Source organism: Protofrankia sp. BMG5.30 (assembly GCF_001983005.1).
GTDB lineage: Bacteria > Actinomycetota > Actinomycetes > Frankiales > Frankiaceae > Protofrankia > Protofrankia coriariae.
Window position 1 is genome coordinate 64,447 of sequence record NZ_MOME01000015.1, and the last position, 23,212, is coordinate 87,658.

18 protein-coding genes are annotated in these 23,212 nt (G+C 69.0%); 2 read left to right on the top strand and 16 right to left on the bottom strand.

Features of this window, described 5'->3' with window-relative positions; all coding sequences use genetic code 11:
- Positions 1–46: 46 nt before the first annotated feature.
- From BL254_RS09565 to BL254_RS09625, 13 genes are all read right to left on the bottom strand, one after another.
- On the bottom strand, positions 47–844 hold the full coding sequence (locus BL254_RS09565) for a TIGR03084 family metal-binding protein (RefSeq protein WP_047223349.1): 798 nt from the start codon (positions 842–844) through the stop codon (positions 47–49).
- On the bottom strand, positions 844–1,023 hold the full coding sequence (locus tag BL254_RS26955) for a hypothetical protein (protein WP_047223350.1): 180 nt from the start codon (positions 1,021–1,023) through the stop codon (positions 844–846). Before BL254_RS26955 ends, BL254_RS09565 begins: the two co-directional genes overlap by 1 nt.
- Positions 1,020–3,008 carry a biotin carboxylase N-terminal domain-containing protein gene (locus BL254_RS09575; protein ID WP_047223379.1) on the bottom strand — a complete coding sequence of 663 codons (1,989 nt, stop codon included), beginning with the start codon at positions 3,006–3,008 and terminating at the stop codon, positions 1,020–1,022. Before BL254_RS09575 ends, BL254_RS26955 begins: the two co-directional genes overlap by 4 nt.
- Positions 3,009–3,013: 5 nt before the next feature.
- Complete coding sequence (locus BL254_RS09580; protein WP_076843152.1) at positions 3,014–4,648, bottom strand: acyl-CoA carboxylase subunit beta; 1,635 nt, start codon at positions 4,646–4,648, stop codon at positions 3,014–3,016.
- Between the two features lie 10 nt (positions 4,649–4,658).
- Positions 4,659–5,813, bottom strand: a complete 1,155-nt coding sequence (locus tag BL254_RS09585) for an acyl-CoA dehydrogenase family protein (RefSeq protein WP_076843104.1) — start codon at positions 5,811–5,813, stop codon at positions 4,659–4,661.
- A 230-nt stretch (positions 5,814–6,043) separates the two neighbouring features.
- Positions 6,044–6,454: a transposase gene (locus tag BL254_RS09590; RefSeq protein WP_076843153.1), complete on the bottom strand. Its 411-nt coding sequence runs from the start codon at positions 6,452–6,454 to the stop codon at positions 6,044–6,046.
- A 342-nt stretch (positions 6,455–6,796) separates the two neighbouring features.
- The gene (locus BL254_RS09595) at positions 6,797–8,965 is read right to left on the bottom strand and encodes a 3-hydroxyacyl-CoA dehydrogenase NAD-binding domain-containing protein (protein WP_076843105.1); all 2,169 of its coding nucleotides are present in this window, start codon (positions 8,963–8,965) and stop codon (positions 6,797–6,799) included.
- A 29-nt stretch (positions 8,966–8,994) separates the two neighbouring features.
- Entirely contained in the window at positions 8,995–10,206 is a 1,212-nt protein-coding gene (locus BL254_RS09600) for an acetyl-CoA C-acetyltransferase (protein ID WP_076843154.1), read from the bottom strand.
- A 144-nt stretch (positions 10,207–10,350) separates the two neighbouring features.
- Positions 10,351–11,862 (bottom strand): aldehyde dehydrogenase, encoded by a 1,512-nt coding sequence (locus BL254_RS09605; protein WP_076843106.1) that lies wholly within the window; start codon positions 11,860–11,862, stop codon positions 10,351–10,353.
- Between the two features lie 47 nt (positions 11,863–11,909).
- Positions 11,910–12,434, bottom strand: a complete 525-nt coding sequence (locus BL254_RS09610; RefSeq protein WP_235433547.1) for a flavin reductase family protein — start codon at positions 12,432–12,434, stop codon at positions 11,910–11,912.
- A gap of 104 nt (positions 12,435–12,538) precedes the next feature.
- Positions 12,539–14,113: an AMP-binding protein gene (locus BL254_RS09615; RefSeq protein WP_047223353.1), complete on the bottom strand. Its 1,575-nt coding sequence runs from the start codon at positions 14,111–14,113 to the stop codon at positions 12,539–12,541.
- Positions 14,114–14,120: 7 nt separating this feature from the next.
- A complete protein-coding gene (locus BL254_RS09620) occupies positions 14,121–15,098 on the bottom strand; it encodes a nitronate monooxygenase family protein (protein WP_076843155.1) in 978 nt (325 codons plus the stop codon).
- Positions 15,099–15,145: 47 nt separating this feature from the next.
- On the bottom strand, positions 15,146–15,643 hold the full coding sequence (locus BL254_RS09625; RefSeq protein WP_076843107.1) for a hypothetical protein: 498 nt from the start codon (positions 15,641–15,643) through the stop codon (positions 15,146–15,148).
- Positions 15,644–16,293: 650 nt separating this feature from the next.
- On the opposite strand from BL254_RS09625, the gene BL254_RS09630 reads away from it, so the two are divergent.
- A complete protein-coding gene (locus BL254_RS09630; RefSeq protein WP_047223355.1) occupies positions 16,294–17,505 on the top strand; it encodes an acyl-CoA dehydrogenase family protein in 1,212 nt (403 codons plus the stop codon).
- Positions 17,506–17,779: 274 nt separating this feature from the next.
- On the opposite strand, the gene BL254_RS09635 is transcribed toward BL254_RS09630, so the two are convergent.
- From BL254_RS09635 to BL254_RS09645, 3 genes are all read right to left on the bottom strand, one after another.
- A complete protein-coding gene (locus BL254_RS09635; protein WP_047223356.1) occupies positions 17,780–19,003 on the bottom strand; it encodes a LuxR C-terminal-related transcriptional regulator in 1,224 nt (407 codons plus the stop codon).
- Entirely contained in the window at positions 19,000–20,169 is a 1,170-nt protein-coding gene (locus tag BL254_RS09640) for a LuxR C-terminal-related transcriptional regulator (protein ID WP_076843108.1), read from the bottom strand. The genes BL254_RS09635 and BL254_RS09640 overlap by 4 nt, the downstream gene beginning before the upstream one ends.
- Before the next feature lie 262 nt (positions 20,170–20,431).
- Positions 20,432–21,622 carry a TetR/AcrR family transcriptional regulator gene (locus tag BL254_RS09645; protein ID WP_047223358.1) on the bottom strand — a complete coding sequence of 397 codons (1,191 nt, stop codon included), beginning with the start codon at positions 21,620–21,622 and terminating at the stop codon, positions 20,432–20,434.
- Between the two features lie 485 nt (positions 21,623–22,107).
- On the opposite strand from BL254_RS09645, the gene BL254_RS09650 reads away from it, so the two are divergent.
- Positions 22,108–23,145: a TIGR03617 family F420-dependent LLM class oxidoreductase gene (locus BL254_RS09650; RefSeq protein ID WP_047223359.1), complete on the top strand. Its 1,038-nt coding sequence runs from the start codon at positions 22,108–22,110 to the stop codon at positions 23,143–23,145.
- The last annotated feature ends 67 nt before the right edge of the window (positions 23,146–23,212 follow it).

Consider the following 23,212-nt stretch of genomic DNA (forward strand, 5'->3'; position numbering starts at 1 on the left):
GAGGCCGATGGGACGGCCGACGAGGGGGTTGCTGAGGGGATCGCTGTCACGGGTGCTGCCCACCGGGGGGACGCCCCGGGCCCGGCGGCCCGGCGAAGACCTGGGCGATCTCGAGGAAGCGGGCCGCGGTGGCCCCGGTGGCCCGCAGGCCGAGGTCCGCGTGGTGGCGACGCTGGGTGACGAGCAGGCAGAAGTCGAGCGCCGGGCCGGTGATGACGTCGGCCGCGTCCGGCGGCCCCCACTGCCACAGCGAGCCGTCGGGGGCGGTGAGGCTGATCCGGATCGGGCTGTCGGGCGGGGGCAGCTGCCGGACGACGAAGCTCCAGCGGACCGTCGCGACGCCGAGGTGCGCGATGTGGCGCAGCCGGGCGGTCGGCTCACGCCGCACCCCCAGGGCGTCGGCGACGTCCTGCCCGTGCGCCCAGGTCTCCATCAGCCGGGCGGTGGCGGAGCTCGGGGCGCTCATCGGCGGGCCGAACCAGGGCAGCTTCGTCCCGGGCTCGATCGCCCTCAGCGTGTCCAGCAGTGTGCCGCGCGCCTGCTCGAACCATGTGAGCAGCTGGCTGCCCGAGCGGTCCCGGTACCACAGGGCGACCTGCGCGGCGAAGTCCCCACCGAGGGCGGTCAGCTTCTTCGCCTCGATGTCGAAGCAGTCCGGGTTGGTCGCGGCGAGCGTTGTCACGTCGTCGAAGTAGGCCAGGTGGCTGACCTGGTCCTTGATGTCCCAGCCGGCGGCCGGTGTCGGCGTGAGCCAGTCGGGCTCGTCAAGGCCGCGCAGCGCAGCCGTCAGCTCCTCGGTCTCGGCTGCCAGGTCGGCCAGCAGCGGGCCGATGTCGGCGGCCATCAGCGTCCGCTCCAGACCGGCGTGCGCTTCTCCCGGAAGGCCCGGGGGCCTTCCGGGGTGCCCTCACCGTCACGCGGCCCCTGCCTGACGCCGGCCGACAGCGCGTTGCGCGTCCGCGGCCGGTCGATGGTCGGCCAGGCCACCGGTCCGTCCAGGACACAGGTGACCGGTGCCGTCATGACTGCTCACCGTCGGCGGCGAGCACGGCCAGGACATGGCCGCCGTCGACGGTCTGGCCCTGGCGCGCGTTGATCTCCACCACCACGCCGTCCTGGGGGGCGGTGACGGTGTGCTCCATCTTCATCGCCTCCAGGACCAGCACCACGTCACCGGTGGTGACGGTCGCGCCCTCCTCCACGACGACCCGGACGACTGTGCCCGGCATGGGCGCGACCAGCGAGCCCGGGGCGACGTTCGCGCCCGGTTCGACGAACCGTGGGACCTCCCGTGCCACGGTCGAGGCGCCGCGGCCGTCGAGGTGGAAGACCGCCCCGTCACGGGTCACGTACACGGTCGCGCGGACACCGTCGACGGTGATGTCGACCAGGCCGGCGTCGACGCGGTGGACCAGCGCCTCCAGCGCGCGGCCGTCCACGCTGGCCTCGACCCGGTTGCCATACTGGCGGTAGCGGACCTCGATCGCCCTGCCAGCCACCTCCAGCACGGTGCGCTGGGCCTCGGTCGGGACGTTGCGCCACCCCGGCGGCAGTGTCGGCAGCACCGCGTTCGCCTGGCGCCGGGTGGCGGCGGTGAGCGTGGCCGCCAGCAGATGGGTCGCCAGGACGTCGTCGGGCAGGGCCGGGGTGCTCAGCGCCACCGGGTCGTGCCGGTTGAGATACCCGGTGTCGATGCTGCCGGCGCGGAACTCCTCCTCGCGCAGGATGCCCACCAGCAGCTCACGGTTGGTGGTCACGCCGTCCACCCGGGTGCGGGCGAGAGCCCGGCCGAGGCGGCGGATGGCGTCCGCCCGGGTCGGGCCATGTGCGATGATCTTGGCGAGCATCGGGTCGTAGTGCACGCCGATCACCGACCCGTCGGCGATCCCGCTGTCGACGCGGATCCCCGTCAGCGCCGGCACCTCGAAGTGGTGCACCGTCCCGGTCGCCGGCAGGAAGCCGGCCGGGACGTCCTCGGCGTACAGCCGGACCTCGATGGCGTGCCCGTTGATGCGCGCCTGGCGCAGCTCGTCGGGCAGGGGCGCGCCCTCGGCCACCAGGAGTTGGGCGCGGACGAGGTCGAGGCCGGTTATCTCCTCGGTGACCGGGTGCTCGACCTGCAGCCGCGTGTTCACCTCGAGGAAGAAGAACTGCCCCTGCTGGTCGAGGACGAACTCCACCGTTCCGGCACCGACATAGCCGATCGCGTTCGCGGCCGCGACCGCGGCCGAGCCGAGGCGCTCGCGCAGCTCGTCGTCGACGGCGACCGAGGGGGCCTCCTCGATGATCTTCTGGTAGCGGCGCTGGATGGAGCACTCCCGCTCGAACAGGTGCACCGCGTTGCCGTGCTGGTCGGCGAAGATCTGCACCTCGATGTGCCGGGGACGCTCGACATAGTGCTCCAGGAACACCGTCGCGTTCCCGAACGCCGAGGCCGCCTCGCGCTGCGCACCGGCGACCGCCTCCGCGAGCTCGTCGACCTGGCGGACGATGCGCATGCCGCGTCCACCACCGCCGTAGGCGGCCTTRACCAGCAGCGGGAACGCCAGGTCCGCGGCGGCCTGGGAGAGCTGGCCACCGTCGGCGAGCAGGTCGGCGTCGATGACCAGGCCGGGCAGGACGGGCACCCCGGCCTTGTCCATCAGTTCCTTCGCCCTGGTCTTCGACCCCATCGCGTCGATGGCGTCCGGGGGCGGCCCGACGAAGGTGATGCCGGCGTCGGCGCAGGCCCTGGCGAAGTCGGCGTTCTCCGACAGGAAGCCGTAGCCGGGGTGGATCGCGTCGGCCCCGGTGCGCTGGGCGGCGGCGATCACCAGGTCGCCCCGCAGGTACGTCTCGGTCGGGGTCGCRCCGGGCAGCCGGACCGCCTCGTCGGCCTCGCGGGCGAACGGGGCGTCGGCGTCCGGGTCGGAGAAGACCGCCACCGTGGCGATGTCCAGCTCGTGGGCGGTGCGGATGATCCTTGAGGCGATCTCACCGCGGTTGGCAATCAGCAGCTTGGTGACCACAGCACTCACATCCTGAAGACGCCGTAGCCGCGGCGCCCCTCGATCGGGCCCGAATGAGCGGCGGACAGGGCGATACCGAGCACGGTGCGGGTGTCACGAGGGTCGAGGACACCGTCGTCGTAGAGCTTGCCGCTCATGAAGAACGAGTGTGACTCGGCGCTGATCTGACCTTCGATCTCCTCGCGGCGCCGGTCGTCGGCCTCCTGGTCGAACGGCCGGCCGGCCGCGGCGGCCGCGGCCTTGCCGACGATCGACAGCACGCCGGCGAGCTGGGCGGCGCCCATGACGGCGCACTTGGCGCCCACCCAGGCGAACATCAGCCGCGGGTCGTACGCCCGGCCGGACATGCCGTAGTTGCCGGCGCCGAACGAGGCGGCCATGTTGACGGTCAGATGCGGCACCTTGCTGTTGGTGACGGCATTGATCATCTTGGCGCCGTCCTTGATGATGCCGCCCTGCTCGTAGGCCGCGCCGACCATGTATCCGGTGGTGTTCTGCAGGAACACCAGCGGCGTGTCGGCCTGGTTGGCCAGCAGGATGAACTCCGAGGCCTTCTTGGCCTCCTCGCTGAACAGCACGCCGTTGGCGTTGGCCAGCACCCCGACCGGGAAGCCGTGGATGGAGGCCCAGCCGGTCACGATGCTCGTGCCGTAGTCGGGCTTGTACTCACCGAAGCGGGAGCCGTCGACGACCCGGGCGAGCACCTCGCGTGGGTCGAAGGGAACACGGAAGTCCGACGGCGCGATCCCGAGCAGCTCGTCGGGATCGTAGAGGGGCGGGTCGGGCGGCAGGCTYGGGCCGGGGCCGAGCTTCCGCCAGTTGATCTCGGAGAGGATGCGCCGGCCGATGCGGATCGCGTCCTGCTCGTCGACGGCGAAGTGGTCGGCGAGCCCGGAGACCCGGGCGTGCATCGCGGCGCCGCCGAGGTCCTCGTCGTTCGACTCCTCGCCGGTGGCCATCTTCACCAGCGGGGGGCCGCCGAGGAACACCTTGGCCTGCTGGTCCACGAGCACGGTGTAGTCACACATGCCCGGTACGTACGCACCGCCCGCGGTGGAGTTACCGAACACGAGCGCGATGGTGGGGATGCCCAGTGCCGAGAGCTCGGACAGGTCATGGAAGATCTTCCCGGCCTGGACGAACAGGTCGGCCTGGTTCGGCAGGTCGGCRCCACCGGACTCGACGAGGTTCACCACCGGCAGCCGGTTGCGCCGGGCGATCTCGAGCGCACGTAGCGTCTTCTTCAACGAGTAGGGGTTCATCGCGCCGCCACGCACGGTCGGATCATGCGCGAGGATCACGACCTCGACACCGGAGACCACTCCGATGCCGCTGACGACGCTTGCCCCGACAGCGAACTCACTCCCCCACGCGGCGAGCGTGGACAGCTCCAGGAACGGTGCGTCGCGGTCGAGCAACAGCTCGATCCGCTCACGTACCAGCAGCCGGCCCCTGTCGTGGTGCCGCTGCCGGTAGCGTTGTCCACCGCCTGCCCGCGCGAGATCCAACTGGTCGTCGAGCTCGGCCAGAAACTTCAACTGGGCCGCACGGTTGGTGCGGTACAGCTCCGAGGCTGTGTCGAGGCGGGACCGCAACGGGGTGCCTTCAACTGCCCTGGGGTGGGTGGCGACGATCGTCATGTACATCCCCTCAGTACGACCGAGGAAGGCCGAGGCTGTGCTGCGCGACGTAATTGAGAATCATTTCCCGGTTGACTGGCGCGATGCGCAGTATCCGGGCCAGCCCCCACAGCGGCACCAGACCGTACTCGACGGACATGCCGTTGCCACCATGGGTCTGAATAGCCTGGTCCACCGCGGCGAGCGCGGCCTCCGCGGCGGCGTACTTCGCTATGTTCGACGGCTCGCCCGCGGGCAGGCCGTGGTCGTGTGCCCAGGCCGCCTTGTGGGTCATCAACGCGGCCAGGTCGGTTTCGATCTTTGCTTTCGCCAGCGGATGTGAAATCCCCTGGTAGGTACCGATCGGCTGGTCCCACACCTGCCGGTTGCGCGCGTAGTCGACGGCTTTGCCCAGCGCGTACCGGGCAATCCCCACGCACAGCGCGGCACCGGTGATCCGCTCCGGGTTCAGGCCGTGGAAAACCTGCCGGAACCCGTCCCCCTCGTCGCCGACAAGCGCGTCGGATGCGACCCGGGCGCTGTCGAAGAAGAGGGTGAACTGCCGCTCGGGAACCTGCGCGGCAACCGGCAGCGGGTGGGCGGTCAGACCAGGGGTGTCGGTCGGCACGACGAACAGCGACAGGCGCGCCCTGCCACTGGCCTCGTCAGTACCGGTACGGGCCACCACCAGGACGGCGGCGGCGTCGTCAAAACCGGAAATGTAGTACTTCTGGCCGGTGAGAAGCCAGTCGTCACCATCCCGGACGGCCCGTGTCGAGATCCGGTGGGTGTTCGAGCCCGCGTCGGGCTCGGTGATGGCGAAGACAATCTTGTGAGCACCGGAGGACAGGCCCGGCAACCAGCGCTGCTTCTGGTCGGCGCTGCCGAAACGGGCGATCACCTCGCCGGAGATCGCCGACGAGACGAGCAGGAGCAGCAGCGGGCAGCCCGCCGCCGCGCTCTCCTCGGTGACGGCGGCGAGTTCGACGATGCCGCCGCCCCCGCCGCCGTACTCCTCGGGGAGGTTCACGCCTATGAAGCCCGCTTCGGCAAGCGCCGCCCATATCTCACTGGTCGGCTTTCTGGCCTCCGAGCGCTCGGTGTAGTAGGCGCCACCGAACGGTTTGGAGATCGCCGCGACCGTCTCCCGCAGAGCCCGCAGCTCCGCGTCCTCACCGAAGTCCACACCGTCTCCAAGGATTGTTCATCAGCTCGTGAGCCAGGGGCAGCGCGGTCATATCCCCTGGGTCACGGACTCGTCGGCCGCTGTCACCCGCCAGCCTTCCCCGGGCAGCTGTTGTGACGGACACGAGCTTTCCCGGTAGCGCCGATAGTACGTGGACCGGGAGCGGCCGACCGCGGCGCAGGCCGCCGTCACACCGATCTGGGGCACCAGTACGGCCATTGCGTCCGCTATCAGCCGTTCTGCTTCTGTGAGAAGGTCGGCACACCGACGTCGCTGGGCGCGCTCCTGGACAACGTCGCCAAGAGCGCGTGCAGTTTTCCCTGGACGTCGATCACGAGCCGGGCCTTCGCCAACTCCTTCTCCAACCGCCCGTTCTTCGCACGCAGTTCGGCCAGTTCGGTGTCCCGGGCGTCCGCCGGCGGCCGGCCGATCGGCCGGGACAGCTCCGCCAGCGCGCCGGCGTCCCGGGCCCGGCGCCACACCGCGATATGCGCGGCGTAGAGCTGCTCCCGGCGCAGAATGGCGCCCTTCGCACCCGGTGTTGTCGCCGCCTCGTACTCCGCCAGGATCGCCAGTTTGTAATCGGCACTGAACGAGCGCTTACGCGCCCTCCCCTGTGCCTGCGGACCAGGCCGACCCACCCGGTCACCATCGGGCGGCCGGCCGTCATCGACTACAGCTGGCCTGATGCTCAGCCCCACGGACACCGACATCCGCTCCCTTCCACCTGGCTGTTTTCCCTCAAGGCTTCCGGCTGTGCGACACAAGCATCGCACAGCCTTCAGCCGGCGTTTCCCCCGCGGCTTCCAACCGTGAGGCACAAGGGCCGCACGGCCTTCAACCAGTACTCCTTGAGGGCCTCCGGCCGTGCGACACGAAAAACATGACGGACATTGATCCACCGTATGTGGCGGCGCAATATCCTGCTGTACGCACAACGACGCTGTCGCACGTACAGCGGTCTTTCCGGTGCCGGTCCCTCCCTATGCGTACGACGCGCCCGCGGCCRCCGCCCGCACCAGGGAATCCGGCGGGGTGAACCGTTCGCCGTAACGCTCGGCCAGCTCGTTCGCTCGCGCCACGAATCCGGCTGTTCCGCCCTTGTACTGGTCGATGTACTGGAACACTCCACCGGTCCACGAGGGGAAACCGATGCCGAACAACGAGCCGATGTTGGCATCGGGTATCGAGGTGATGACCCCCTCGTCCCGCGCGCGGACGGCCTCCAGCGTCTCGGCGAACAGCAGCCGCTCCTTGAGATCCTCGAACGGGATCGTGCGGCCCGGTACCCGGAACGCCTCATGAAGGCCCGGCCACAGCCCCTGCCGGCGGCCGGAGTCGTCGTATTCGTAGAAACCGGCGCCGCCGGAACGGCCCGGCCGCCCGAACTCGTCGATCAGCCGGTCGATGACCGCCTCCGCCGCGTGCTCCTTCCAGACGCCGCCGGCGGCCTCGACCGCGGCCCTGGCCTCCTGGCGGATCTTCCTCGGCAGGGTCAGCGTGAGCTCGTCGATGAGCTGCAGCGCGCCGGCGGGATAGCCGGCCTGCAACGCGGCCTGCTCGATGCTGGCGGGCGCGATGCCGTCACCGACGGCCGCGACCGCCTCGTTGAGGAAGGCGATGATGACCCGGCTGGTGAAGAACCCGCGGCTGTCGTTGACGACGATGGGCGTCTTGCGGATCTGCTGCACGAAGTCGAAGACCCTGGCCAGGGTGCGCTCCGAGGTGCGCTCACCCTTGATGATCTCGACCAGGGCCATCCGGTCGACCGGCGAGAAGAAGTGGATGCCGATGAAGTCCTCCGGCCGCTGGACCCCCTGCGCCAGCAGGGTGATCGGCAGGGTCGAGGTGTTCGACCCGAGCACCGCGTCCGGATCGACGATCTCCTCGATCTCGCCGAAGACCTTGCGCTTGAGCTCGACGCTCTCGAAGACCGCCTCGACGACGAAGTCGACCCCGGCGAAGTCGGCCGGATCCTCCGTCGGCAGGATTCGGCCGAGTATCGCGTCCGCCTCTGCCTGCGGCGTCCTCCCCTTGGCCACCGCCCTGGAGAGGGTCTTCTCGACACCGGCCTTGCCACGCTCGGCGGCAGCGAGGCTGACGTCCTTCAGGACCACCTCGATCCCGACCTTCGCCGCCGCGTAGGCGATACCCGCGCCCATCATCCCGGCCCCGAGAACACCGACCTTGCGCGCCTGGAAGYGGTCGAACCCGGCCGGCCGGCTACCACCGGCCTTGATGTGCTGGGTGTCGAAGAAGAACKCCTGGATCAGGTTCTTGGCCACCTGGCCGGTGGCCAGGTGGATCAGGTACCGGGTCTCGATCAGCGACGCCGTGTCGGCGTCGACCTGCGCGCCCTCCACGGCGGCGGCGACGATGGCCCGCGGCGCCTGCAGCGGCGAGCCGCCGAGCTGGGCGCGCAGCTTGGCCGTCAGGCTGGGCAGGACCGGCGCCAGCGAGGGGGAGGCCGGTGTCCCGCCGGGTATCTGGAAGCCCTTGACGTCCCATGGCTGGCGCGCCTCGGGGTTCTTCTGGATCCACTCCTTGGCCCGGGGTACCAGCTCGGGGATGGTCGCCACGATCTCGTCGACCAGGCCGACCTCGACCGCGTCGGCCGGGCTGAACYGGGTGCCGGGCAGCAGCACCTTGTTCAGGGCGTCGATGACGCCGAGGATGCGCACGGTCCGCACCACCCCGCCGCAGCCGGGCAGCAGCCCGAGCCCGACCTCCGGCAGACCGATCTGGTTGCCCGGGACGTCGGCGGCGATCCGGTGGTGGGTGGCCAGCCCGAGCTCGAGACCGCCGCCGAGGGCCGCGCCGTTGAAGGCGGCCACGACCGGCCGGTCGAAGGTCTCCAGGGCGCGCAGCAGCCCCTTGATCCGGTTGAGGTGCGCCGTGAACTCCGCGGCGTCCTCCTTGCGCAGCGCCCTGAGCTCGTTCAGGTTACCGCCGGCGAAGAAGGTCTTCTTCGCCGACGTGAGAACGACGCCGGTGATCGCCTCCTTCTCCCGGTTGAGCCTGTCGACGGCTGCCTGCAACGACTCGACGAAATCCCGGTTGAGGGTGTTCGCCGAAGCCTGTGGATCATCCAGGGTCAGCACGACGACGCCGTCGGCGTCGTGCGCCCACTGGATGGTCTCTGTGTACGCCATAGTCGATCCACCCGTATCCGTCGACATGTTCACACGCGCTCGATGATCGTGGCCACGCCCATACCGCCGCCGATGCACAGCGTGATGAGCCCCCGGCGCTGCCCCCGGCGCTCGAGCTCGTCGAGCACGGTGGAGACCAGCATCCCGCCGGTGGCGCCGAGCGGGTGCCCCATCGCGATCGCCCCGCCGTTGACGTTCACGTTCTCTTCGGGGATCTTCAGATCACTGATCCACTTGAGCACCACCGACGCGAACGCCTCGTTGAGCTCGAAGATGTCGATGTCGTCCAGGGTCAGCCCGGCGGTGKCGAGCACCTTCTCCGTCGCCGGCTTCGGCCCGGTCAGCATGATGGTCGGGTCGGCCCCGCTGATCGCCGTGGYGACAACCCTGCCGCGCGGTGTCAGGCCGAGGTCCCTGCCCGCCTGCTCCCCACCGATGAGCAGCAGCGACGCGCCGTCGACGATGCCCGAGGAGTTCCCCCCGGTGTGGACGTGGGTGATCTTCTCGACCTCGTGGTACTTCTGCAGCGCGACGGCGTCGAACCCGCCCGAGCGGCCGAGACCTTCGAAGGACGGCTTCAGCCCGCCGAGGGACTCCACTGTCGAGCCGGGCCGGCGGTGCTCGTCGTGGTCCAGGATCACGACCCCGTTGACGTCCCTGACCGGTACCACCGAACGCGCGAAGTAGCCGTTGCGCCAGGCCGCGTCCGCGCGCTCCTGCGAACGCACGGCGTACGCGTCCACGTCCTCGCGGCTGAAGCCCTCGATCGTGGCGATGAGGTCGGCGCCGATGCCCTGCGGGACGAAGTAGTGGTCATAGGTCGTGACCGGGTCGTTGAACAGCGGTCCGCCGTCGGAGAGTATCCCCACCCGCGACATCGACTCGACGCCGCCGGCGAAGACYAGCCGGTCCCACCCCGAGCGCACCTTCTGGGCCGCGATGTTGGTCGCTTCCAGGCCCGAGGCGCAGAAACGGTTGACCTGTATTCCGCCCACCGTGTCGGGCAGGCCGGCCGCGATCGCCGCCGCCTTTGCGATGTCACCGCCCTGGTCCCCGATCGGGGAGACAACTCCCAGGACCACGTCATCGACGTATGCCGGATCCAGTTGCGGAAGCCGCTGTTTCACCTCGTCTATGAGGCCCACCACGAGGTCCAGCGGCTTCGTGCCATGCAGCGCCCCTTTCTTTCCCTTTCCTCGAGGGGTCCGAACCGCCTCGTAGATGTACGCCTCGGCTGACACGATCAGGTTCCCTTTCTGGGATGTCGCCGACACCGGCGACGGCAGTCGTTCATGCCCGGCTCACGCCGGATGGACGCGCTGTCGGCATCGGCGCGCGGTGCCGACAGGGTGTCGGCACCGCGCTGTTTCCTTCAGGCCCGTCACTTATGCGGGCGGCGTCCCCAGTACCAGGGCGAACGCCGCCCGGTTCTCCAGTCCGCCGCTGCGGTCGACCGCGATGTACTTCTGCTCGGTGTAGGCGTCGAGCGCGTTCGGGCCGCCCTCGCGCCCCAGGCCGCTCTGCTTGTAGCCGCCGAACGGGTAGGCCGGGTTGATCACGTGCCAGTCGTTGACGTAGACCATGCCGGCGTCCAGCTGTCGGGCCACGTCCAGCGCCCGCGCCTCGTCACGTCCCCACACCCCGGCCGACAGGCCGTAGTTCGTGTCGTTGGCAATCTTGATCGCCTCGTCCACGGAGTCGTAGGTCRGCAYGGTCAGCACCGGGCCGAAGACCTCTTCCCGGGCGATGCGCTGGTCGTTGGTGACGTCCGTGACGATGGTCGGCTCCACCCAGTTCCCGGTGGCGAACTCCGGCCCCTGCGGCACCCCGCCGCCGAGCGCGATGGTGGCGCCGTCCGCCCGGGCGGACTCGATGTAGCCCAGGATGCGGTCCCGCTGCCCGGGGCTGATCACCGGGCCGACGTCGGTGGCGAGGTCCAGCGGGTTGCCGAGCTTGAGGGTCTTCGCCCGCTCCACCAGCCTGGTGAGGAACTCCTCCTTCAGGCTGTTCGGCACCAGCAGCCTGGTTCCCGCCTCGCAGGCCTGCCCGTTGTTGGCCAGGGCCGCGAACAGCGCTCCGTCGACGGCCAGTGGCACGTCCGCGTCGTCGAGGACGACGTTCGGCCCCTTGCCGCCGAGCTCGAGGGTGACCCGCTTGACTGTGTCGGCGGACTTGCTCAGGATGCTCTTGCCCACCTCGGTCGACCCGGTGAAGGCCACCTTGCGGACGTCCGGGTGGCCGCTGAGGTAGGCGCCCACCGGGTCGCCGTCACCGGTGACGAGGTTCAGCACACCCTTGGGCAGACCGGCGGCCTCGAACTCCTTGGCCAGCTCGAGCGCGACCAGCGGCGAGTGCTCGTCGGGCTTGAGCACGACGGTGTTGCCCGCGGCCAGCGCCGGGCCGACCTTCCAGACGATGACCAGCAGCGGGATGTTCCACGGCACGATCGCGGCCACCACGCCCAGCGGCTCGCGGCGCAGCACACCCACGGYCGGGATCGGCCCGATCTCGGGCCCGTTCTTCTCGAACTCGTAGGTCGTCGCGAGGTCGGCGATGTAACGCAGCTGGGCGATGGACAGGCCGAGGTGCAGGGCCCCGGTGACGCGGATCGTCGCGCCGTTCTCCCGGGTCTGCAGGGCCGCCAGCTCCTGCAGCCGCTTCTCCAGGCGGTCCGCGACCGCGTGCAGCACCGCGGCACGCTCCTGCGGCGGGGTACGCCGCCACTGCCCCGCCTCGTGCGCGGCCTTGGCGGCGGCAACCGCCCGGTCCACGTCGGCAGTCCCGCCCTTGGCGACCGTTGCCACCAGCTCGTCCGTCGCGGGACTGCGAATCTCGTACTTCTCGGCGGAGTCGACCCATTCTCCGTCGATGAACAACCCGTAATGCGGTACGGACACCTTGTCCTCCTTTGGACGCGGATGGCTTGTGATGCCGGCCAGCCAGGCTAGTCCAGCGACCGGATACGCCGATACTTGCTCCGGTAGTAGAGGAGCGGATCGCGCTCCCCGGGGGTCTGGAGGGACTCCACGTGACAGGTGACGATGTGGTGGTCGCCCCCGTCGTAGACCGTGGCTATCCGGGCGCCGATGTGGGCGACGGCGCTGTCCAGCGCCGGCGCGCCGTTGGGCAGCAGCGTCCAGCCGACGCCGGCGAACTTGTCCGCGCCGCTGCGCGCGAACCCGTTGCTRACCTCGTCCTGCCCCTCGCTCAGGATGTTGATGCACAGGCTGTCCGCCGCCGCCACCGAAGGCCACGACGTGGACGACTTGGCCGGGCAGAACAGCACCAGCGGCGGCTGCAGGGACAGTGACGTGAACGACTGGCAGGTCAGGCCGGCCGGCCTGTCCCCGACTATCGCCGTCACGACGACGACCCCGCTCGCGAAACGCGAAAGGACGTCGCGAAAATGGGCGGGATCCACCACGGAAGTCTCCGGGCCGGGATGGCCGGTACTGCTTTGAGCACTCATCGTCATTCCCATGGCTTGGGGGTTCTTCCTCGTCTCGCGCCGATCGGCCTGGTGTTCACCCTGGTCAGACGGCCAGGGTGAACACCAGCCGAGGGGCGGCGGAGCTATCCGATCTGACGGGTCCGGCCGGCCCAGTAGGGCGCGCGAATCGTTTTCTTGTCGACCTTCCCGGCCGGGTTGACCGGCAGCTGGTCGGTGAATTCTATCGACTTGGGCGCGGGCACACTGCCCAGCTCGCGCTTGACGTGGTTTATCAGCTCGCTCTCGTCGACCTGCTGCCCGGACCGGGTGACCACGACGGCGTGCACGGCCTCGCCCCACTTCGGGTGCGGAATGCCGAAAACAGCCGCCTGGGCGACCGCCGGGTGGGTCAGCAGCACGTCCTCCACCTGCCGTGGGAAGACGTTGAACCCACCGCTGACCACCAGGTCCTTCTTGCGGTCGACGATGTAGAGGAAGCCGTCCTCGTCGAGGTGACCGATGTCCCCGGTGTGTACCCAGCCGTCGCGCAGCGCCTCCGCGTTACGCGAGGCGTCGACGTAGGTGAGCATCTGGCCGAGCTGCTTGGAGGTGATCTCGCCGACCTCGCCGACGGGCAGCGGGCGGTCGTCGTCGTCCTGGATGGTCACCGCCACGTACGGCAGGGGCCGGCCGGCCGACGCCAGCCGCTTGATGTCCTTTTCGGTGTCCACTCGGTGGTCCTGCTTGCGCAGGCTGGAGACGTATCCCGGTTCGGTRCCGGCGTAGGCCTGGATGAAGATCGGGCCGAACACGTCGAGCGCCTCACGCAGTCGCTCCGGAGCGATCGGGGCCCCCGCGTAGATGATGGTGTTGAGCGACGAGAGGTCGAACTTCTTCCGGTCGGGGTGGTCGAGCAGCAGGTAGATGATCGTCGGGACCAGGGCCGTGGCCGTCACCTTCTCCTTCTCGATCTTCTCGAGGAGGGTGTTGACGTCCAGTCCCGGCAGCATCACGTTCGTGCCGCCGCGCAGGAAGGTCGGCAGCACGAAGATCTGGGTGAAGTGGGTCAGCGGCGCGCCGTGGGCGAAGATTTCACCGGGTCGGATGTCACCGATCTCCAGACCGGCGGTGATGCTGTAGTGCGCCCAGGTGAAGTGAGAGTTGATCACGCCCTTCGGCTCACCGGTGCTGCCGGAGGTGAACAGCACGTACGCCTCGTCGTGCTCGTCGATGTCCACCGAGGGGGCCGTGTCCGACTGCGACTCGAAGTGCTTCGCGTAGTCGACGACACCGGCGACGGTGGTCTCCGCGGGCCCGCGCCCGTCGTCGAGCCGGATGACGTGGCGCAGGTTGGGCAGCCCGGCCACCACCTCGGCGACGGTCGAGTCGAACTGCGCGTGGTAGATGAGCGTGGTCGCCTCGGCCTGCTTGAGGTTGCTGCGGTGGCCGGACGCGGAGGCCCGGGTCGGCAGCTGCACCAGCACCGCGCCGGCCTTCCAGATGCCGTGCTGGGACGGGATGAACTCCAGGACGTTGGGCAGCAACAGGCCGACCCGCTCCCCCTTGGCGACCCCTAACGCGATGAGCCCGTTCGCGACCCGGTTGGCCCATTGCCGCGTCTGCCGGTATGTCAGCCGGCGATCACCGTCGATGATCGCCGTTGAATCGGCGTAGTACAGGGTGACCCGATCGAAAACCGTTGGCAGCGTGCCCCACATGCGTGCTCTACCTCCACCTTCTGGAAATGCCGTTCGCTGCGGCCGGTAGCAGCAGGTCCTGGGCCTGCTGGTATTCGCGGGCAAGCCGCTCCGCCAGCTTCGGAATGTCGAGAACCTCGTCGATGCCGGATACCGAGTGGCCAGCCGCCCAGACGTTCTGTTGGGCGAGCAGCCGGTCCTGGGCGAAGCCGGGAGAAGCGTCGCCGGCCCCCCCGGCGGGCGGGGTCGGCGTGATGTCCTGGGCTTCGAGCCAGCTTCTGAGTACGTTCGCTGGTAGGCCGCTGACCTGCACCGATGCGGCGATGTCGTCGAGGGTGGCCTCGACGACGGCCTGCCGGTACGCGTCGGAGGCCAGGCTTTCGGTGGTGGCGATGAAGCGGGTGCCGAGATAGGCCAGGTCGGCACCGGCGGCGCGGGCGGCCAACACGCCGTAACCGTCGCTGATGCCGCCGGCCAGGACCAGGATCCCGTCGTAGTCGTCCCGCAGGGCCCGTACGAAGGAGATCGGGTTGGCCCACCCGGTCTGTCCGCCGGCGCCGGCGGACAGCAGCACCAGGCCGTCCACCCCGGCTTCGATCGCCTTGTGGGCATGGCGTATGCTTGCCACGTCCGCCAGTACCAGGATGCCGGCGTCGTGCAGCGGCCCGACCACCGCCGCGGGAGAACCCACGCTGGTAATGACGATTTCCAGACGATGCCGCAGCAGGCTGTCCAGGTCGCTGGCGAGCCGCGTGTTGGACCGGTGCACGACGAGGTTGGCGCCCACCGGGGCGGCCTGCGCGGACCCGGGGGGCCCTGTCGCCGCGGTAATGCGCGACAGCCATTCCTCCAGTTCGTCGGCACTTTTCGCGTTATGGGTGGGAAAAGTGCCGATGATGCCGTTCACGGCGGCGGCGATCACGAGATCGGGGCCTGACACGTCGGTCATCGGCGCCGCCACCGCCGGCAGCCTCAGCCGTTGGTGCCATGCGTGCGGTAATGTCACCGGTACCTCCACGATCGGCGGAGTGGTGTCACCTTCGGTCCGCCTGTTCAGACCGGCGAACCGGGGTCGGCATCCTTCTCCCAGGAGTGCGGGGTGGGGACCGGCGGCCCGATTCGCTGAAATACCGGGGCGTCGTTCCAGGTGGTCGGCTCACGGTCAATTCTGCCGTCGGCGTCGGCCAACCACCAGGTTTGGTCCCGAACGGAAGGGTTCTCGTCGCCGGTTGACGGGTTCTGGTATCCGGCACGCTGCTCGCCGTTTTGGTGCCACAGGACAGTTACGGAACGCGATCCGCTTYCCCCGGTGGTCGTGATCGCCTCAAGCACCTCGAAACGAGGAGCTTCCGGGTCGTTGTCGGTCTCCCGGTCCGGGTACGCGGCGAACCGCTCGCGAAGGCCCGCGACGTCGGCGGCCGGGCCGCGCTCCTGGCCGGCCGCCGAGTGCCCGTCGTACCGGACGTCGTCCGTGTACAGCGAGATCGCCACATCGGTGTCACTCGTGATCCCCTGCGCCCAGTGTTCGGCGTGTTCGGTGACTCGGCTCATCGACGCGCTCCGTTCCGATCCCGGTTGGCCCGACCAGGGTCAGGCGACGGTCACACCCACGAGCGACGGTCCGGCGGAGCCGCGGTGGGTCGGCTCCGCCGGACCGACGGGTATGATCAAGCTTTTCCTGCGTACCCGCGGTCCCGGAAAATCCGGGAAAACTCAAGAAAGACACCGCCGGCCCGATCGGCGGGTAGGTGTCCCAACGGTAGAACCAGTTCACGGCCGGCGCCTCATCCCCCAGGGGTAAAGACGCTGCTCCTTCGGGTGAACCGGTGCTCCTTCGCGTGAACCAGCAGGCCGGCGGCGGCGCACACCGCCACGATAGCCTGATCGCGGACGATCATCCGCCGGTCGGCGATGGCCAGCTTACCGTGCCCGGGTAATGACGGAAGGGCCGGTAATGACGGAAGGGCCGATGCCGATAATGACGGAAGCCGGGCAGCCGTGGTCGCGGACCGCACCCGGCCCGGGGCGGCACGCGCGCGGCCGGCTCCCGAATCCCCCGGGAGGAGGCGGTTCCCAGCGGGTGTCACCCCGTTGAAGGGCAGAATCTCTCCCGCAGGGAGATTCCGGCCGGCGGCGGCGCGATTACGCTCGCAACGGCTTCGCAAGCACATGGTCGTCGATGGTTGGGAGTGAGTTGCGGTATGGGGAAGCACGACGTGGAAATAACCCCGGCCGAACAAGCCGAGGTGATACAGATAGCCCGTTCGGTGGCGAAGCACTTTGCCGAGGCCGGAGCACGGGCTGATGCCGAGAACCGCTTTCCGACCGAGCTCGTGCCGATCTACAAGGAGAGCGGCCTGCCCGCTCTGGCCGTCCCGAAGAAGTACGGTGGCCTCGGCGCCGACATCTGGACCACCGCTCTGGTGTCCAGGGAGCTCGCCAAGGGTGACCCGCCCATCGCGCTGGCGTTCAACATGCACCAGACCATGGTCGGTATCTTCCGTGGCCTGTTGAACGAGGAGACCCGGCAGCGGGTCTTCTCCGAGGTCGTCAACGAGCGTAAGATCATCTGTGGGCCCTTCAGCGAGGACCGGGCCGGGCTGACCGGTCTCGCCGACACCGTGGCGGTCCCCGACGGTGAGGGCGGCTGGCACGTCAGCGGCAAGAAGACCTGGGCCACCCTCTGTCAGGGCGCCGACATCGTCGCCTTCAACGCCACCATCACCGACCCCTCCGGGGAGCTGCCCGAGGACTTCCAGGAGCACGCGTCCCGCGAGGCCGTCTTCGTCATCCCGATCGACACGCCCGGGGTCAGCATCGTCGAGACCTGGGACACCCTGGGGATGCGCGCGACCGGCACTCACACGCTCGTCTTCGACAAGGTCTACGTGCCGGCCTCGGCGTACGGCGGCAACTTCCGCAACGGCCTCTTCGGCGAGTTCGAGTGGGCGTCACTGAGCTTCTCCGGCGTCTACCTCGGCCTCGCGGAGAAGGCCTACCTGGAGACCCGGGAGATCCTCAAGAAGAAGTCCCTCGGCGCGACGCAGGAGGGCAAGGACGTCGCCCTGAAGGGGATCGGCTACGTCCAGTACGGGCTCGGCAAGATCCTGGTCGAGACGGAGGCTGCGGCCCGGGCGCTGGAGACGACCGCCCGGATCCTCATCGAGGGCCGTGACGCCGAGTGGAACCCGGTCGCGCGGGCAGCCTGGACCGACGTTACCAAGGTCGCCACGACCGAGACGGCGATCAAGGTGACGGACGCCGCGCTCCGCCTGGTCGGCGGCTCGGCCTTCCGGCGCGGGCACATCCTGGAACGGCTCTACCGGGACGCCCGTGGTGGCCCCTTCCACCCGCTGACCACCGACCAGGTCTACGACCTGCTCGGCCGGTCCGAGCTCGGTCTGTTCGGCTGACCACCGACCAGGTCCCTGGCCTGCTTCACGCTCCGTAGCCGCTGCTCGCGTTGCCTCCGGCGAACAGGATGCCGGCGGCAACGCGAGACGGTGGGCGTCACTGGCGACCCAAGCCACGATGCCCTACCTGCGGGGACCGCGGCCACCGTGGCCGCGGTCCCCATCGAGGAGCGGGGTTCCCTGTCGGGGGCTGTGGTTCCAGGTGCTAGAAAAGTCAATACGCATCGCAACTTTTTGTTACGTTGCGTATTGATTTTTCGGCTGTGACCAGTTTTCAGGCCTCTATCTCACGCATGGTCATCCCCAGGGAGCCCGCGATCGCCTGGGAGCGGTTCACCGCGCCGAGCTTGCGCAGGATGTGCTTCACATGCGACTTCACGGTCTCCTCGGCGATGACCAGGGTTTCCGCGATGACGCTGTTCGTGGCACCCGCCACCATCAGCTCCAGAACCTCCGACTCCCGCGCGGTGAGATCCCCGCCGGTGTGCGCGGTGGCGATCGGGGCGGGCCGCGCGCCGTCGCCGGGCATGGCTCCGATACCCGCGTACCGGGAGAGATCGATGCCCGCGTCGCAGAAGTCGTTCATCATCTCCACTGCCGACGACAGGATCTCCCGCACGTGGTTGCGCTGGGTACGCAGGCGTTCGGCCAGCACGGCTCGTTCGTAGATGTGGCTGAACCCGTCCGCGAACATCCAGAGAACGTCCCGGTCGACCTCGTCCACCCGGCGCGAGGACGGATGGTGGTCCGCGTGCAGGAAACCCACGACCTCCGTCCCGCGCATCACCGGGGCGACGACGTAGGACTTGGAACGCCCGGACTCCACGATGATCGGCCGGTGGACGGGCGCGTTCGCGGTGTCGTACACGACCGCGGGCCGGCAGTCGGTCAGCAGCCTGGTCTCGGGCGTCATGCCCTCCAACGGGATCGGCCGGTCGACCCAGCGCGCGAACCATGACTCGAACTCGTCACTGTTGCTGAAATAGGCCATCCACGGATGCCAGGCGCTGTCCTCCACCCGAGAGAGYACCGCGCGCCCGAACCCGCACCGGTGGACGAGCTCCTCGCACACCTGGTCGAGCAGGTCGACCGAGCTCGGCAGCGTCCGCAGGCGCTGCAGCCCCGCGGCGCAGTCGGCGAACCGCCGGGTGCACAGGTTCAGGTCGTGCTGGTAGAGGTCGAACGAGAGCTCCTGGAGATCCAGGATGAGATGGCACAGCTGCAGGCTGGTGTCGCCGTCCGCGGCGGTGATGCCGTCGGTGCCGGCGGTGGCCCGCAGCTGGTCGATGCAGCGCCCGGCCAGAGTCGAGACGACCTCGGCCGACGTCGCCAGATCGTCGGGGATGACGGATGCCGTCGGCTCCGTGTGGAGGGCGGCCCGGACCTCGTCGTGCATGAGGTCGATGCGGGCCGCGAGATCGCGTTGGCGGCGTCGCCATCCTCGGGCGCCGGCGGGCGCCGGGAACATGCCGGGCTTCCGGTCCGGGTCGGCGGTCATAAGGCACGATCCTGACTGCGCGCAAGGTACAGATACCGGGCGATCGCCTCGGCGCGGTTCGACGCGTGCAGCTTGCGCAGGATGTGTTTCACGTGTGATTTCACCGTGGTTTCGGAGACGGTCAGACGATCGGCGATCTGTGCGTTGGTTGCTCCGCTGGCCAGCAGGGCGAGCACCTCCCGCTCCCGCGGGGTCAGCCCGTCCGGGAGACGAGGTGCGGAGGCCGCGAGCATACTCGGCAGCGACACCGGCGGCTTGGACTCGGTCGCCGGGGTGCTCTGCCGCACGAGCCGGACCGGGGCGGCGCTGAGCCCTTCGGTCATCATCCGGGCGGTGCAGAACGCCTTCGCGATCCGTTCCCGCTGCAGGGCGAGGCGTTCGAGCAGCACCGTGCGCTCGAGAATCAGACCGAAGCCGTCGGCGAAGATCTGGATACGCTCCCGGTCGTAACCGGTGAGGCGACRCCCGGAGGAATAGGCGTCCGCGTGCAGGTAGCCGACGACCGAACCACTCGCCAGGATCGGCGCGACGACATACTCCCGGGTCTGGGACACCTCGACCAACGGGCGGAAGAGCCTGGGCTCGGACTGCGCGTGCTGGATCAGCGCGGGTACCCTGCGCCGGACGAGTTCGGCTTCCGGCATGGCGGAGGTCAACGGAATCCGCAGGTCCTGGATGAAGTCCCGGAACGCCACGTTGACCGCGCTGTCGGCGTCGGCCCCGACGTGCAGCCCGGCGGGCAGCCAGGTCGAGCCGCGCAGGCTGGAAATCATCGCCCGGTCGAATCCACCGGCCGCGCACAGGGCTGCCGGAGCGGACGCGATGGCCTCCGCGGAAGTCGTGGCCCGGCGTATCCGGGCGAGCTCCTCCCGGATGCGGCTCAGCACCCGGAACGGCATACCGAACATGTGCTCGCGCAGATCGTTCTGCACGGCACTGATCTCGGCGAGCAGCGCGCCGGCCCGGGCCGCTTCCCCGCCCCGGACCTCCGCGTCGATGGATTCACCGTCGATCCGCTCGAGTCTCGCGGTGAGCGCCGCGGCCGAACGGCTGCCGGGTTCGACCGGAGCCGCGTCCACCGCCGTGTGTAATGCCGTGACCAGCTTCTTCTGACGAATCTGAAGATCCGCCTGGGCTAACGCAGTGGTGGAATATGGTGACGCCACTGTCCCTTGTCCTCCACGTCCGAAGTGGACCGATCGCGACGACGGCGCGGCCCCCAGGGCCCAGCGCCCCTCGCGGGGGCCGGACAACAGCTCCAGAGACCGGATCTATGTGTTGCCACATTTACTTCGGGACAGAACGTAGGTGATTCAGGTCACTTCGTCAAGGCTTCTCCGGATACGACTCTCGGGTCGGCCTCGGGCACGGCCCGTCGCCACGGCCGCCCGCCCGCGACGGAGGCCGGCGGCCACCGTCGACACAGTGTTAACTGTGCAAGATATGAGCGGCTACCAAACGAAGTTTTTCTGTTACTCCTGGCTGGCTTCGCAGGTGAGCGGTGCGCGCTACGTCGTTGACCACCATCAACACGGCGTGGATGCGGAAAAGCGCCGCGGTCCGGTCCAGATCCGGGCGCGTGGCCGCCATCAGGGACACCCATTCCGCGACGTAGTCGTGCTGCGCCTTACGAATTCTGTGACGGTTCCAATACGGAAGGTTCATCACCTCGGCGACCAGCACGTTGACCAGATCGGTGTGCGCCATCGCGAAGTCGATGTAGGCCGCCACCACGTTCTCCAGGCCGGCCTGCGGGGTCGTGGCGGCCGCCAGYGCCCGGGCGATGCCCAGCTGCAGGGACTCGGCCGCACGCGCGACAATCGCCATCAGCAGGTCGGCCTTGGCGGTGAAGTGCCGGTAGACGCCGGCGCTGGTCACCCCGACCTCGGCACCGACCTCCTCCATGGTCACCGTCTGGTAACCACGGATGCTGAACAATCGGGCCGCCGCCACCAACAGCGCCTCCCGCCGCCCCTGCGGTGACAGCCCGGTCTCGGTGGTGACCGGCTCCGGAGCCGGCTGCCCGGACAGACCGGCGATGTCAACGGTGCACACCGACAGGGCCATCCTGCGCAGCAGGGCGACCATCGTCTCCGGGGCGGCCGGGACCCGGTGGTAGGAGGGGCTGGTGAGCACGGCGAGCGCGCACCATGCCAGCAGTTCCGCGTCGTCCCGGCTCAGCTCGTCACGCACGTCGTTCAGGGCGACGACGAAGCCCGCCAGGAAGGCGAAGAACCTCTCCCGCATCCGCTGCCGCTGCTCGTCGTTGAGATGGCGGCTCTCCCGACTCCACAGCACCCCGAGGTCGCGTCGCCGGCCCGCGGTCTCGGCCAGGTCCTGCACCATGGCTGTGAGCTGGCCATCGTGATGCCGGTCGACGACGGACGCCGCCAGGTCGAAGCTGTCGGTCAGCGCGCACACCAGCAGCTCCTCCTTGCTGCGGAAGTGCCGGTAGAGCGCACCGGCGGTGATCCCGACCGCGCCGGCGATGTCCTCGGTGCCCACGTTGTGATAACCGAAACGATAGAACAGCTCACTGGCAGCAGTGATGATCTGAGCTCTGCGGTTGCGTGGACGCGGAGTTCTYGCGATCGTCCCTCTACCGCCATGCTCACTCACTGTCCGCTCCCACCATGCCGTCTCACGCGGATACCGGTCCCACTCAAACTTCCCCACCACCGACAGCAGCTGACGGCACGATCCGACGGCAACGCCCCCAGCCAGGCGTCCAGCCCGCGTCCGGGGAGCGCTGTGTGCCGCTTCGCGCACCGCCTCGCGCATCGCCGGACGAGGTGGAGTTGTTGACCCATTAAGTTACTCCTGATTTACTTCTCGCCATCGGAGCCAATTCTCCACGATCGTCCGCCCGTCGGCCCCGTCCTGATCGCGACGGCGGCCCTCACCCCGTCCGCCGAGACGCCGGTCGACCTTTCACGGCCAGGCAGGCCGACCAGGAGAAGAAAATGATCTTCGCTGGTACCCGCGACCGGCCGGCCCGTCGGTGGACAGCCGGGCCGTCAGGGCACGGCAGTCGACCCGGGCGGGGCGCGTCGACCCCGTAGCAGGCCTGAAACTGTCGTCGTGGCGATCAGGAGGAGCTGACAGTGCTGGTTGACGGATTCATTGGTGGCGGATCCTCGGACGGGACCAGCGGCGCGAATATCGCTGGCATCTCGGCCCAGGTCGCGGCGGCCGAACGGATCGGATACGACGGGGTGTGGGCGACCGAGGTCGGCCGCGACCCTTTTTTACCATTGCTGCTGGCCGCGGACCGCTCACCGCGGCTACAAATCGGTACCGCCATAGCCGTGGCATTCGCCCGCAACCCGATGACCATGGCGTCGACAGCGAACGACCTCCAGACATTCAGTTCCGGCCGGTTCGTGCTGGGGCTTGGCTCTCAGATCAAACCACATATTCAGCGCCGTTTCAGCATGCCGTGGTCCGCGCCGAACGAGCGGATGCGGGAGTTCGTCCTGGCCATGCGGGCGATATGGCGTAGCTGGCACCACGGGGAACCGCTCGACTTCCGCGGCGACATATACCAGCACACATTGATGACACCGCTGTTCAATCCCGGCCCCAACCCCTACGGCCCGCCACCGGTTCTGATAGCCGCGGTCGGAACGAAGATGGCCTCGGTCGCCGCGGAGGTCGCCGACGGCATACTCGTGCACTCTTTCACCACGGAACGCTACCTGCGGGAGGTCACGCTCCCCATCGTGGAATCGGTGCTCCGTGACAACGGCCGGCGGCGGGAACAGTTCACCCTGTCCTACCCGGGGCTGGTGGCCACCGGAATCGACGAGAAAAGCTATGACGAGGCCGTGCGGACGGTGCGCGAGCGCATCGCCTTCTACGGGGCCACCCCGGCCTACCGCGGCGTCCTGGAACTGCACGGCTGGGGYGACCTGCACACGGAGCTGCACCGGTTGTCCAGGCAGAACGAGTGGGACGTCATGACCAAGCTCGTGGACGACACCGTGCTGCACACGTTCGCGGTGGTGGGCGAGCCGGCCGCGGTCGTCACGGAGCTCCGGCGCCGCTTCGACGACCTGATCAACCGGTTCACCCTGTTCGTGCCCTACCCGCTGGCCGACGAGGCCCGGCAGATCATCGTCACCGGGCTGCAGCGGAACTGACCGAGAAGAGCCGRCCGGGCCACCACGGCGGCGGGAGCTGACCGCCGGCGGACGATCCGGCCGCCGC

Bases quoted from the DNA above. Each gene is read 5' to 3' on its own strand.
- BL254_RS26955 (WP_047223350.1), bottom strand. From the start codon at position 1,023: ATGACGGCACCGGTCACCTGTGTCCTGGACGGACCGGTGGCCTGGCCG.
- BL254_RS09630 (WP_047223355.1), top strand. From the start codon at position 16,294: ATGGGGAAGCACGACGTGGAAATAACCCCGGCCGAACAAGCCGAGGTG.
- BL254_RS09565 (WP_047223349.1), bottom strand. From the start codon at position 844: ATGGCCGCCGACATCGGCCCGCTGCTGGCCGACCTGGCAGCCGAGACC.